The 13,861-nt window shown below is 50.4% G+C and carries 10 protein-coding genes; 5 read left to right on the top strand and 5 right to left on the bottom strand.

Translation table 11 applies throughout. The annotated features are described in order from the left end of the window. Positions 1 to 227: 227 nt before the first annotated feature. Positions 228 to 2,438 (top strand): EAL domain-containing response regulator, encoded by a 2,211-nt coding sequence (locus JQX58_RS05825; protein WP_204145898.1) that lies wholly within the window; start codon positions 228 to 230, stop codon positions 2,436 to 2,438. A gap of 3 nt (positions 2,439 to 2,441) precedes the next feature. Continuing rightward, on the top strand, positions 2,442 to 4,280 hold the full coding sequence (locus JQX58_RS05820; RefSeq protein ID WP_204145897.1) for a sensor histidine kinase: 1,839 nt from the start codon (positions 2,442 to 2,444) through the stop codon (positions 4,278 to 4,280). Here the strand turns inward: JQX58_RS05820 and JQX58_RS05815 are convergent. The 4 genes from JQX58_RS05815 to JQX58_RS05800 all read right to left on the bottom strand — a co-directional run bounded on the left by JQX58_RS05815 (position 4,241) and on the right by JQX58_RS05800 (position 8,448). Further along, positions 4,241 to 5,953, bottom strand: coding sequence for a diguanylate cyclase (locus JQX58_RS05815; protein ID WP_204145896.1), 1,713 nt, complete (start codon positions 5,951 to 5,953; stop codon positions 4,241 to 4,243). The two genes, JQX58_RS05820 and JQX58_RS05815, sit on opposite strands and share 40 nt — an antisense overlap. An 86-nt stretch (positions 5,954 to 6,039) precedes the next feature. After that, positions 6,040 to 7,134: a 23S rRNA pseudouridine(2604) synthase RluF gene (gene rluF, locus JQX58_RS05810; RefSeq protein ID WP_204145895.1), complete on the bottom strand. Its 1,095-nt coding sequence runs from the start codon at positions 7,132 to 7,134 to the stop codon at positions 6,040 to 6,042. 4 nt (positions 7,135 to 7,138) lie between these two features. Then, a complete protein-coding gene (gene rlmE / locus JQX58_RS05805) occupies positions 7,139 to 7,759 on the bottom strand; it encodes a 23S rRNA (uridine(2552)-2'-O)-methyltransferase RlmE (protein WP_204145894.1) in 621 nt (206 codons plus the stop codon). 71 nt (positions 7,760 to 7,830) lie between these two features. After that, positions 7,831 to 8,448 (bottom strand): LysE family translocator, encoded by a 618-nt coding sequence (locus JQX58_RS05800; protein ID WP_204145893.1) that lies wholly within the window; start codon positions 8,446 to 8,448, stop codon positions 7,831 to 7,833. A 191-nt stretch (positions 8,449 to 8,639) separates the two neighbouring features. On the opposite strand from JQX58_RS05800, the gene JQX58_RS05795 reads away from it, so the two are divergent. From JQX58_RS05795 to JQX58_RS05785, 3 genes are all read left to right on the top strand, one after another. Then, on the top strand, positions 8,640 to 10,259 hold the full coding sequence (locus JQX58_RS05795) for an NAD(P)/FAD-dependent oxidoreductase (protein ID WP_204145892.1): 1,620 nt from the start codon (positions 8,640 to 8,642) through the stop codon (positions 10,257 to 10,259). 3 nt (positions 10,260 to 10,262) lie between these two features. Continuing rightward, the gene (locus JQX58_RS05790; RefSeq protein ID WP_204145891.1) at positions 10,263 to 10,985 is read left to right on the top strand and encodes a TrmH family RNA methyltransferase; all 723 of its coding nucleotides are present in this window, start codon (positions 10,263 to 10,265) and stop codon (positions 10,983 to 10,985) included. 218 nt (positions 10,986 to 11,203) lie between these two features. Further along, on the top strand, positions 11,204 to 12,970 hold the full coding sequence (locus tag JQX58_RS05785; RefSeq protein ID WP_204145890.1) for a sensor domain-containing diguanylate cyclase: 1,767 nt from the start codon (positions 11,204 to 11,206) through the stop codon (positions 12,968 to 12,970). Positions 12,971 to 13,006: 36 nt separating this feature from the next. Here JQX58_RS05785 and JQX58_RS05780 read toward each other — a convergent pair whose 3' ends face one another. Beyond that, positions 13,007 to 13,684, bottom strand: a complete 678-nt coding sequence (locus tag JQX58_RS05780; RefSeq protein ID WP_204145889.1) for a type 1 glutamine amidotransferase domain-containing protein — start codon at positions 13,682 to 13,684, stop codon at positions 13,007 to 13,009. Between the last annotated feature and the right edge of the window lie 177 nt (positions 13,685 to 13,861).

Genomic DNA, 13,861 nt, shown 5'->3' with positions numbered 1-13,861 from the left:
TCAAGCGAGCGAAAATAAAAGAATGCCACTATAGCATAATTGCCATTGGCTGCTGAGTCGTGAATATTGATCTTGATCTGTTGTGCTGGGGATGTCAGTAGACGGTTACTTGGTCACAACAAATCTCTGCTATGTTTACAAATACATACACATAATAAGCGCCAGTAGTTTATACCTAAACGATGCGATAAAACTGTGCTGACTGGAAATTGATAGGGCAATGGCTGATGGAAGCAACCGTACTAAGTGGGCGTAATGAGGAAGCCTGCAAACCTTGGAAAATCTTGACGGTAGAAGACGATCAGGCGTACCAAAAAGCGCTGATTAATACCTTAAAAGTGCTCAACTATGGCACTCGAGAGGTGGAGATCCTTAAGGCAAACACCGCCCAAGAAGCCGCTTCAATGTTGGCGACCAACCAAGATATTAGCGTTATCTTATTAGATGTGGTGATGGAAACGGACGATGCGGGTTTACGTTTGGTACGCAGTATTCGTGATGGCATTGGTAACAGCTTAGTGCGTATAGTGTTGCTAACTGGACAGCCCGGCATGATGCCCTTAGACGACCTGATGGTCAGCTATGACATCGATGATTACTGGAACAAAAGCGATTTAACCCACGACCACCTTCAGACCATCGTGCTCAGTAATCTGCGCACATGGGAGCAACTGCGTAAAACCCACCAAGCTCGGCAGGGCTTTCAAATGCTGATCGAAGCCAGTCAGCGAATCAGCAATAAGTACGATCTAAAAGCCTACACCCAAGCCATTCTCGAAGAGATCATGCGGCTCTTTAACACCCAAAGTGGCGGCATCGTCTGCATGGTGCATGAACCCTCTGCAGGATTGGATGAATCCTTGGTGTATGCCGCGGTGGGTGATTTTATGCCTTGGAGTAACCAGTACTTAAACAGCCTAAATATCGATCCAGCGCTGCGGCAAAAACTGCAACAAAGCTATCAAAACCAGTGTCATATTATCGACTGTCCAAGCTCAGTGCTGTTTTTCTCAAGTGAAGATGTGGATCACAAAGAGTACTTGGTCGTGGCGCAGTTTGATGATCCTTTGCTGGATTATCAAATCGATATGCTCGAAGTCTTTGGTGAAAACATCAATGCCGGCTTTCGTAATGTCGCTCTGCATAATCGCTTATCTGAATTGGCTTACTACGATGCGGTGACAGGGCTGCATAATAAAAACTGGCTACTACGCCAGATGTCGGGTTTGACGCCTGCTGAGAGGCGTGATGCCAAGCTTATGATGCTGCATGTAGAGGAGCTAGCTTATACCGAAGTGTTGTTTGGTGTAGAGTTTGGCCGTACCTTGATGTTGCACTTGGCGGCTTATTACAAGGCGAGCTTTATTAAAGTTATTGATATTGCCATTTATGAGCGCGATACCTTTATGGTCTTGGTACACGACGCCTGCGATTATAGCCGGAGTGAACTGGAGCCGATCCTACATCCTAAAGTGCACATCGAAGATGGCATGCATATCTTGGGTATCACCGCTAGTCTGGTCAAATTATCGGATATGGAAGGGCGCACCCCCATCGATATCGTGGGCGTTTGTAAAAGTTTGCTCGAGCAGGCCAAGCATAGCCATGAGGACCTGAAGACCTTTGATGTCGATGAACACGATGCCTTTCGCGAGCGCTATGCATTACTTGGTAAGTTGCGTTTAGGGTTATTAGAAAACGAGTTTTATCCCGTGTTGCAACCTAAAGTGGCTCTACAAAGCGGTGCCTTATTGGGGTTTGAGGTGTTGGCACGCTGGCGTGATCAAGAGGGCTGCGAGATTTATCCGGATCAGTTTATTCCACTGGCTGAATCGACCGGTTTGATTGATCAGCTAGACGAGCAGATTACCCGCAAAGCGTGCCAGGCCAGTTTGCAATTGGCTCAAGCAGGCATTAACGCTCCCCTAGCAGTGAACGTTTCAGGCGTTGAAATCTCACGCCCCGAGTTCAGTGAGAGCTTCAAGCGCTGTTTGCACGAGGAGCACGTAAGTAGTCAGGCGTTGGTATTAGAAGTGACCGAAACTCAGCTGATGCAAGAAGGACCGACCGCTTTGACTCAGTTGCAAGCCTGCCAAAGCTTGGGCATTAAGGTCAGTTTGGATGACTTCGGTGCAGGGTACTCATCGCTGGCATACCTATCGATCTTGCCGGTGTCAGAGTTAAAAATTGATCGCCAGTTTATCAACCGCATGCTGCAAAGTGAGCAAGACCAGCAAATCGTACAGATGATTATAGACCTTGGTCATTTGCTCAATTTACATGTGATTGCCGAAGGCATCGAAACCTCAGAGCAATATCAGGCCCTCAAAGACATGGGCTGTGATGCAGGACAAGGCTACTTTATTGCTCGCCCTATGCTGTTGGAACAAGCGATTAACTGGAGTCTTGATCGCCTTAAACACGCTTCAGGAAGCTAATTCATGCCACGTCTATTTTGGCTTTGGCTGGTGTTGTTGGGGCTGATATTTTCAGCCTTAGGTGTCACCAGTTACCAGCTATCGACGCGCCAGTCGCAAGTAGGTCATCGCCAAGTACAAGAGCGTTTGGTGACGCAGGCTTCGGTGATCTTTTCCCGTGAGCTTGGCCACATTGATCAGATAGTGCGTTTTATGCGTGCTGAGACTCAGCTTTTGATCCCCGACAGCTATCCAAATATCGCTACGTGGCGTAGTGATGTGGCAGAGCATTTTGATCGCTTCCATTTATTATCAGAGCATATTGCGCAATTGCGTTGGTTATCGCCCCAAGGTGTAGAGCAGGTACGCTTAAACGTGATCAATGGCCAAGTACAGCAGGTGCCACCGAATGCGCTGCAGAATAAATCCAATCGCTATTATTTTTTGCAGGGCCTACAAACACGCCCAGGCGAGATCTTTTTAAGTCCTATTGATTTAAATGTCGAAGCTGGGCAGATCGTTGAGCCTTATGAGGTGACACTGCGAGCCGTCACTAAACTTCATAATGCAAAAGGTGAGTTGTTGGGCTTGTTGGTGCTTAACTATAACCTAAACAGTCTGCTCCAACGTCTTGCTGCACTGCAGACACCTCACTACACGCTGGAAATGATGAACAGCCGTGGTCATTGGTTGTTGTCATACAGACCGGAATGGGCTTGGCAACATCTGCTGAGCGAGCCACAGGGCAGCTTTCCCAATCAATACCCTGAAGCGTGGGTGATGCTGCAAACCGAGCAAGCCTTAATTGCCACGGATTTGGATCAAGATCGGCCTGCTATTATTCAGCCTAATGAATTGGAAGACGATCGTCTAACCAGCTCTGAGGTTTACTACTTTGTGTCACAACTGACGCCAACCGTATGGCAAACAGAGACACGCCAACGCTTTTGGGCCACGCTACTCATCACTCTGCTTAGCTTTATCTTGAGCGCTGTGGTGAGCTTTTATGCGTGGCATTATTGGCAGCAGCGACGTCGTTATGTACGCCAGATTGAGCTGGATAAATGCGAACTGGAAGATATGTACCAATCCTTGAGCCACGCCAACGAACGCTTGGTGTCGTTACAAGCAGAATTGGTCGAGCAAAGTAAAATGTCAGCCTTAGGTATGATGGTGGCGGGGGTGGGTCATGAGCTGAATACGCCGTTAGGGGGCATTCGCATGAGTTTGTCGTCTCTGCCGCACATGTTTAAACGTCTGCATACTGATCATCCTAATGAAGTAGCAGTGATGCAAGATACCCTAGACATCGCCAACCAAAACTTAACGCGTGCTATTGAAACCGTGAGCCAGTTTAAACGCATTACCGAGCAGCGTATGCACCAAGACCAAGTGCACTTTGATGTGCATGCGATGGTGCAGGATGTGCTGGCGCCCCTAAAGCCCATGCTAAAGAATTACCCCCATGCCAGCATCAGCAATCAAGTGGCACCAGGCATGACATGGCTGGCGGCCCCAGGCGTATTAAGCCAAGTACTGCAAAATCTTATTATGAATGCGCTTGAGCATGCCTTTGAGCCAGAGCAAAGCGGTACCATTACGATTGTCGCCAGTATCGAAGAGCACTACGTGATCGCAGTGATCGATGATGGCAAAGGCATAGCCGAAGAGTTGATCGAGACGATCTGGGAGCCTTTTGTCACCACAGGCCGAGGCAAGCAGCACACCGGCTTAGGGCTATATATGGTGTACCAATGGGTGACCAATTTATTGGGCGGTAGCATCGATGTTCAATCCTCGCCAGAGGGGACGCGCTTCACGCTCTATCTGCCGATCCCTGAGGCTGCAGATGAGCTCACTTGAACTCGATTACGGCCCGCGTCTTTGGCGACGTAAAGAGCGTCGTCGGCGTGTTTGATAGCACTTTCTAAGGTCTGCTTAGAGCAGACAGGTGAGACCCCGATACTGAGCGTTAAAGAGAGCGGTTGTGAAGGTGTATCGATGCGCAGCGCGGCCACTGCCGTGCGGATTTCTTCGGCTAGCCAACAGGCTTCCTCAAGAGTTTTGTTGGGCAGTAGCAAAATGTACTCTTCGCCACCATAACGTGCTAATACATCCTCTGGTCCCGTCAGTTTTTGCAGCGTTTGCGCCACCTCGATAATGGCCTGATCACCGATAGCATGGCCATAGTTATCATTGACCTGCTTGAATAGGTCAATATCACAAATCAACACATTGAGCGCTTGTTGGTGAGCGCGGGTTTGCTCAAGCAAACGCTCGCCAAGTTGACGAAAATGTCGGCGGTTATACAGGTGTGTCAGTGGATCGGTTGCTGCTTGCTGCTTCAGCTCTTCTTGGGAGGCTTTGATTTCTTCAAATAGCTTAATGCGATAAGCGATGATCAGCGCCAACACCAAGGCTTCCAGCATCAGACCAATGCCTACGCCATGGCTGGATAAATAGGTAAAGGGAATCATGCCTTTATAAAACAGCACCGCGATGGCACTAAACACGACAAAGCAGCTGTGGCCGAGCAAAAAGTAGCGCGCTACCGGGTGCTTTTTGATCGTCAATGAGATGCTCACCGAGAGGGTGATCAGCATCATTAGGACAGCAAGACTGCTGGAAATACGCAATGCACCGACAATATCGATGACGCCATAAATACACTCAGCAATCATAATCCACATCAGCGTCAATAAGGCGCCATGCTCGAGGCGATAGTGTTGGCGCGTCTCAAAAATGTCCATCATGAACAAAATCAAAAAGATCGGCATGGTCATGAGCGTGAGGTGCCAATACAAAGTTTGCGAGCCATAAATGCCAAATAGGTCAGCCACTAAGCCATAGGACAAGGCGATCCACATGGCCGCCGAAATCAGATAAAAGGCGTAGAACAAGCTGTCTTTCACCCGCGAGTAAGCATAGAGCAGCAGGTTGTACAAAATCAGCGCTAGTAACATGCCGACTAAGATAGCGATGTCGCTGTAATTGCCCAGCAGGGCGCGTTTGGAGTGGTCTTCGTCATACAGACCTAGGGTGAACCACTGGTGCGAAAACGAAGCGCTTTGCACGTACAGCGTTTTTTGTTGTTGGGGGGCTAGCTCGATGGCAAAAACCGCCGAGCCATCGTAAATCCACTGGTAGGTGTCTGGATCATCCATATCCAGCACACGGCTTTGTACTAGGTCGCCATCGACTACTTCATACAGTCCAACCAAGCGATTGTGATAAGCATGTGGGTGATGCAAGTAGACTTGCTGCGCTTGTTCGGTGGGATTGGCGAGTAAGATTTTTACCCACGTCATTTTGGCTTCGGTGCCTAAAGCAAAGCGGTTGTCAGAGGGGGTAAAACGTTGCTCGATAACCTCTGCGAGCGACATGGTCTCGCTACTATCGATAAAATAGCTGGTGCTAAAGTCGGTGAGGGCAGTTTGGTTGGTATCCCAAGCGATGACAGGCTGCGCCCAAGCTTGAGAGCAGCATAACAACAGCGCACACAAAGCTGTGATAAAAGCCGTTGCCGATCGTTCCATAATCTCGTCCTTAAGGTCAATAATGCCTTAAGTATGCCACAACTGGGCGACGAGTCATCTGAAAAGTCGCCCAATTGGTTAAAGTGTTAGCGGCTGCGCCCGCCTTTGTTGCTTGGTTTGCCGCGACCTGCATTACCACCGCCTTTACCGTTTGGCGTTGGTTTAGATCGACCGGCGCCGCCTTTTCCTGCTGGCGCTGGCTTGCCATTACCTTGTGGCTTGCCGCCTTTGCCTGCGGGCTTACCTTGGCTCGGTGCACCACGACCATTGGCGGGTTTACCACGACCGCCTGTCGCGGGCTTGCCATTGGCAGGACGACCTTGTCCTGTGCCTTTGCCACGGGACTCGCCAGTGCGGCCTGGGCCGCCAACACGTGGTTTGCCGTCGCGATTACCTTTGCCTTGGCCCTGCGGTTTGGGCTTAGGTTTGCGTGGGTTGGAGGCTTTCGGTGCAGCGTTACCGTCTGAATCTTTGGTCATCTCGGCAATAGCATTGATTTCTTTTTGCGTCAGGTCGCGCCAGTCGCCCAAGGCAAGGCCTTTGAGTGAGACATTCATGATGCGAATGCGCTCAAGTTGCACGACTTCGTAGCCAAAATGCTCTGCCATGCGGCGAATTTGGCGGTTTAAGCCTTGTACCAAGGTGATATTAAAGACAAAGGTCGACTCTTTATGCACCTTACATTTTTTGGTCATTTGGCCCAAGATCGGTACGCCGTTGCTCATACCTTCGATAAAGGCATCGGTGATCGGTTTGTTGACCGTCACCAAGTATTCTTTCTCGTGGTTGTTCGAGGCACGCAGGATCTTATTCACCAAGTCGCCGTTGTTGGTCATAAAGATCAGACCTTGGGAGTCTTTGTCCAGACGACCGATCGGGAAGATACGTGCGCCGTGCTTAACAAAGCTAACGATGTTATTCGGTTCGCTCGACTCGGTGGTGCTGACAATACCAACGGGTTTATTGACGGCGATAAAGATCAGATCTTCGGCTTCCATCGGCTCAATGGTTTGACCGTTGACTTTGACCAAATCACCTGGCGATACCTGGTCGCCAATGCCGGCGCGTTTGCCATTGATAAACACGCTGCCTTGCTCAATGTAGCGGTCGGCTTCGCGGCGCGAGCACAAACCACTTTCACTGATGTATTTGTTGAGGCGGATAGAGGTTTTAAGCTGCATAGAATTAGCCTTTAAAACCACGGCCGACCAAGTAGACCTCGCGTGAACGGGCGCGTGACGACTCAGGTTTACGTACTACGACGTTATCAAAGTGCGGGCGCATTTCTTTGACGAACTCTTCGTAGCCTTCCCCTTGGAACACTTTTACCGCGAAGAAACCTTTAGGTTTCAGCGTTTGGATCGCCATATCCAAGGCCAGTTCGACCAGATACATCGAAGCGGCTTGGTCCACGGCAGAGACGCCGCTCAGGTTGGGCGCCATATCTGAAATCACTACGTCGACGGGCGCGCCATCGACGGCGGTCATGATTTGATCAAACACTTCCTGCTCGGTGAAGTCACCTTGAATAAACTCCACGCCCGCGATGGAATCCATCGGTAGAATATCCGACGCGATCACTTTGCCTTTTTCGCCTACCAATTTGGTCGCGACCTGTGACCAACCACCCGGGGCAGAGCCCAAATCAAGCACCAAGTTGCCCGGCTTGATCAGCTTGTCTTTTTCGTTCAGGGTCAGCAGTTTATAGCTGGCACGAGAACGGTAACCGTCCATTTGCGCTTTTTTAACGTAGGGGTCGTTGACGTGTTCTTCGAGCCAACGGTTACTGCTTTTTGATCGAGCCATGGTGATGTCACTACCGGATTGGGAAAAACGCTATTGTACCTGCCTCGGGCGCATCAGCAAAGACGATGCGCTTAGAACACCGACCATAGAATCTTCGCCGCTAACGCCAGCAACACCACGCCTGATAGGCGATCAATAATCACCGCGCGCTGGCGTAGCGTATCCAGCACATGGGAGTTGGCTAGCAGCAGGGTAATCAAGGTGTACCAAAGGCCATCGACGGCAAAAGGCGTCGCCACCATCAGCAATTTACCATCAAGGCTGCTGACCTCGGCGACAAACGGACTGAATAGAGCCGCGAAAAACAGCGCGATTTTCGGGCTGAGCAACGAAATCAATAGACCTTCTTTGGCCGATTGCCACACGCTTACCTGTTGTCCTGCGCCCAGTTTAGCGGCAATGCCGCCTTTGGAGCGCAACGCATTGAAACCCAGATAAGCCAAGTAAGCGCCGCCGGCGAGGCTAATGAGGTTAAATAGCCATGGCAGCTGGTGGAAAATCACCGCCAAGCCGACCAGCGAAATAAACGCGTACACGCCGATGCCAAACGCATGTGCCCACGCCGCTGCCAAGCCATTGCTCTTGCCTCCGGCTAAACTGTGTTTGGTAACGGTCACTAAACTTGGGCCTGGGGACATGGCGCCCAGCAAACACACGGTAAACAATGAAAGCCAAATAGTGAGTGTCATCTCTGTCTTCCTGAACGTAAGCTCTCTAAAAGTGCGCTTACCTTAGCAAGGCGCAGACGGGAAATAAAATTATGTTTGCTATCTTGCACAGCGTATAATGTGGCCTCTAAATTATCTTTTTCAGCCGATTGTCTCGTCAGTTGGCGGATGCCGGACTATCTTTTGCCGAGTCAATCGGCCAGGACCTTCCCATGATTCGTTTATCAGAACTTGCTTTACCTCTAGACCATTCAGAAGCCGCTTTGCGCGAGGCGATTGTTAAGCGCCTGCAACTGGCGGATGGCGATTTGCAGGACTTTTTCGTGTTTAAACGCAGCTACGATGCGCGCAAGAAAAACACGGAAATCACCTTCGTTTACATCATCCATCTAACGACCAACGATGATGCGGCGGTCTTGGCGCGTTTTGCAGACGATGTGCATGTCAAAGCAGCTCCAGATATCGAATACCACAGTGTCGCGACAGCGCCGGCTGATCTCAACGAGCGGCCGATTGTGGTGGGCTTTGGTCCGTGTGGTTTGTTTGCCGCGTTGACGCTAGCGCAAATGGGTTTTAAGCCGATCGTCTTAGAGCGTGGCCGCAATGTGCGCCAGCGCACCAAAGATACCTGGGCGCTATGGCGTCAAAAGCAGCTTGATACCGAGTCAAACGTACAGTTTGGTGAGGGCGGCGCGGGCTTGTTCTCCGACGGTAAGCTGTATAGCCAAGTCAAAGATCCGAAATTCTACGGCCGTAAAGTTATGAGCGAGTTTGTTCGTGCCGGTGCGCCAGAAGAAATCATGTATGTCAGCAAGCCGCACATCGGTACTTTCCGTCTAACGGGTGTAGTGGCGAAGATGCGTGAAGAAATCATCGAGCTGGGTGGTGAGATTCGTTTTGAATCCAAAGTTACGGATCTATTGTTAGACGATCAGAAAGTGACGGGCGTGGTGCTGCAAGATGGTACTGAGCTACACAGTAAACACGTGGTCATGGCACTTGGTCACAGTGCTCGTGATACCTTCCGCATGCTGCACAAGCAAGACGTATTTATCGAGCCAAAGCCATTTGCCATCGGTTTTCGTATCGAGCACCCTCAGTCGCTGATCGACCAAGCACGCTTGGGTAAATACGCCGGTCACCCTGAATTAGGCGCCGCTGATTACAAATTGATACATCATGCGAAAAATGGCCGAGCGGTCTACAGTTTTTGTATGTGCCCTGGCGGTACAGTGGTTGCGGCCACCTCAGAAGCCGGCCGCGTCGTGACCAATGGTATGAGTCAGTATTCGCGTAATGAGCGCAATGCTAACTCAGGGATCGTGGTCGGTATTAACCCAGAGCAAGATTACCCAGAGGGTATTCTGGCCGGTGTTGAGCTGCAAGAGCGTCTTGAAGAAGTGGCTTACAAACTTGGCGGCTCGGACTACAAAGCGCCAGCGCAGCTAGTGGGCGACTTTATTAAAGGCCAAGCGTCGACCAAGCTTGGTGAAGTGGAGCCTTCTTACAAGCCAGGTATCCAGCTATGTGATTTGGCCGATGCGTTACCGGACTTCATCATCGAAGCGGTACGCGAAGCCTTGCCTGCGTTTGGTAAGAAAATCCGCGGCTTTGACCGTGATGACGCCATCTTAACCGGCATCGAAACCCGTACCTCATCGCCGATTCGAATTACTCGTGACAACCAAAGTTACCAGAGCTTGAACACCCAAGGCTTATACCCAGCCGGTGAGGGCGCGGGTTACGCGGGTGGTATCTTGTCTGCCGGCATCGATGGTATTAAGGTCGCTGAAGCCGTGGCGCTCGACATTCTCAAGCAACAAGGTGCCTAATCCATGAAGATTGATCAGATCAAAAAGCTACATCAGAAAAAGTACCGCCAAGAGCTGGGTCACTGTCTAGTCGAAGGCGAGCACTTGGTACTGGAGCTCGAGAACGCCGCCAAGCACAACCCTAAGCTGGCGGCGGCAAAACTCTATGTGACGTCTGACTACGCCGATTGGTCGACGCAGTTTGAGAAGATCGAAGTCAGTCAAAAACAGATGGCAGGAATGTCCGACACCAAGAGCCCGCAGGGCATCTTGGCGGTCGTACCGATGGCCGCTATCTCGCCAGTGGCGTCAGAAGATGCGGTTGGCATTTACCTGCATGAAATCCAAGATCCCGGCAACTTAGGCACCATTTTACGCACGTTAGCGTGGTTTGGTGGCTTTCGCTTATTGCTAAGCCCAGGCAGTGTGGACCCGTTTAACCCTAAAGTGATTCGCTCTAGCATGGGCGCCTTGTTTCATGTGCCGATGGAATTAGATGTCGACATCACGACCTTACCTAAGCGTTTTAGCAGCATTGGTTGCCTTGATATGCAGGGTGCGCCGTTAAGCTCGGCGCAGTTTAAGCAGTGCGACTGCTATATCTTTGGTAACGAAGCTCGTGGTGTGCCACGTGAGCACTTGCAGCCGCTTAATGCGCAAGCGTTTACTATCCCAGGCGTGGGTCTGATCGAGTCGTTAAACCTCGCCACGGCAGTCAATTTGAGTGTTTACGAACGACAACGTTAACGACACTTATCTGCGCAAAATTGTCTAAAACTGACCACTAGGACAAGCTTTCATTAAGCGTTCATCAAGCGCTGTTATAAAAAACTGGTTACGCAACGTTACATTTCCCGTCAAAAGACTGTGATAGCGTGATAATAATCGGTCCTATGGGGTTGGATGCCTCTAAAATTATAAGAAAACAAGGTAGTTCAACCTTACGCGCAGTTGAAGGTGGTGTTATGAAGCAAATGTCCTTGTGGGGATTAATTGTGATCCCGTTTGCTTTGCTGGCAGTGCTCGGTGGCATCACCGTGTATTGGTTTTCAACCGTCACCATCGCCAATGTTTCTGACAACGTTGGCCTGCACTATATGCGCGAAATAGAAACCCGGGTCTACGACCGCGTTAATGAGTTTATGGCGCCGCTGAACACCATCGCTGAAATCAACCAGCAAGCCATTGGCCACCATCCCGAGTGGCTGGATGACCTCGACTTTGTCGCTGGGCGTTTGTACGAACAAGCGCTGCCTTACCCATACATGACCTTTATCTCCTTTGCCACCGCCGATGGTCGTTACGTTAACTCGACCCGCGATCCATTTGGCGACAGCCATCACGTAGCGACCAACTACACTGGCGAGCCGGGCAGCTTAGCGGCGTTTCATTATGATCCACTCAACTATATCGGTGCGCGCATGCTGGATGAGCCTGCTTACGATGGCTATGATCCGCGCAAACGTCCTTTTTACCAAGATGCGATGGCCGAACAAGGCATGAGTTGGAGCAGCATTACGCCGTACTTTGGTTATCAGTCTTTAGGCGTGGGCTTATCGACGCCAGTGTACGATCAGCAAGGGCAGCTACTCGGGGTGACGGCTACCAGCGTTGCCTTGATCGCGCTAGATAAGTACTTACAGTCCATCGGCTTGGTGGAGGATTCGTATGTGTTTTTGGCGGAGCCTAACGGTAATTTGATCGCAACATCGAATAACAGTGCGCTGTATAACGAAGACGGCGGCTTGGTAAAACGCGTGTCGTTAGCCACTCATACCAATCCCGTCTTTCATCACGCTGGTGAGCGGCTGACGCCTGGCTCGCATGAGCTAATGGTCGGTCATGACAGCTATCTTTATAACGTGCGCGCGATTGATTTGCCTTATGGTAAAACTTGGTACGTTGGCGTCTTGGTGCCAGAATCCTATTATGCGGGCATTTTAAAAGGCTTTTCGCAGGTGTTAGTGCTGGTGTTGATCATCCTGTTTGTCAGCTTTGCCTTAGCAGGTTCGCTGATTGCCAGCTTCATTGGTCAGCCGATTTTACGCTTAAACGAAGCCATCACCGCCAACTCGCTGACGCGTATTCGCCAGTTGCCGCAACCGCTGAGCCGCGTGCGTGAGATCAACTCCCTCGGACGTCGCTTACAGCACATGGCCCACGAGCTGTCGGATACGTTGCAGAACCTAGAGCAAAAAGTGGCCCAGCGGACCTCGCATCTAAAAGATGAAAACGAGCTACTGCTGGAGCAAAGCACCACCGATGAACTGACCAAACTGTATAACCGCCGCGGTTTTAACTTGTTGTCCGAGCAAGCGCATGCGCAAGCGCAACAGCAGCAGCGTTCGTTGTGCATGGTGTTGTGTGACATCGATCATTTTAAACTGGTCAATGATAATCACGGCCACAACATTGGTGACCAAGTGCTGGAGATCGTCGCCAAGGTACTGACCGATCATTTCCGACCGACTGACATTGTGGCGCGCTATGGTGGTGAAGAGTTTATCTTGATCACAGTAGGCATGACGCAGGCGGAAGTAACCGAACGACTGCAAGCGGTCAGCCGTGTCTTGAAGCAGCACCCGATGCCACATCAGGGCACTATCACTCTAAGCTATGGCATGACACATCTAGAAAGCTCGGCACAGATGAGCTTGGACGATATGATTCACGATGTGGATACTAAACTGTATCAAGCCAAAAACACGGGCCGTGATAAAATCGTGTCTTGAGCACACCACACCAGCACGGCTGGTGTGGTGATACCGTTAGCTCAAATGGTTGACGATGATTTGCGCCACACCCTGTGAACTGGCTGGGTTTTGTCCGGTGATCAAGTTGCTTTCCTCGACCACGTAAGACTCCCAATCTTCGCCTTTTTCGTACTCGGCACCTAAGCGTTTCAGCTCATCTTCAAGTAAGAATGGCACTACATTCGTTAGGCCAACACCTTCTTCTTCGGAGTTAGAAAAGCCAGTTAGCTTACGGCCTTTAACCCACAAGTCGCCGTTGATATTACGTACTTTGCGCAATACTGCCGGCGCATGGCAGACCAAGCCAATGTCTTTTTGTTGGCGATCAAATTCGGCAATCAACTCAGCGGAATCGTCTGATTCAGCCAAATCCCACAATGGGCCGTGACCGCCTGGGTAAAATACCGCATCGTAATCGTCAGCTTTTACTGTGCCGAGCTTCACTGTATTCGCCAGTGCTTGCTGCGCGTCTGGATCGTCTTTATAGCGTTCGGTGTACTCGGTTTGCGCGTCTTCAGTATCACTGTTTGGGTCCAGCGGCGCTTGTCCGCCTTTAGGCGTAGCGAGAGTGATGTTGGCACCTGCATCTAAGAAGGTGTAGTAGGGTGATGCGAATTCTTCTAGCCAGAATCCTGTCTTATTACCTGTGTCGCCCAGCTGATCGTGGGACGTTAATACCATTAAAATATTCATAGAATCGTTCTCCTTGTTGCCAAGTTCATACGTCTAAAATAGCGCTCAAGATTATGAAGACAAGCGTAAATCCCCGTAAAACTTATAAAAGACGCATTTGCTGCAATTTAGTAGAAAAGCGTGAAATGACCAAAAACGCGCTTCGGTAGAATTAGATTTAATTATGGCACCTGACGG

Origin of the sequence: Marinomonas ostreistagni (assembly GCF_016888445.1) — a bacterium.
In the GTDB taxonomy this organism is placed as follows: Bacteria; Pseudomonadota; Gammaproteobacteria; order Pseudomonadales; family Marinomonadaceae; genus Marinomonas; species Marinomonas ostreistagni.
This window is presented reverse-complemented; position numbering and strand designations above follow the sequence as displayed.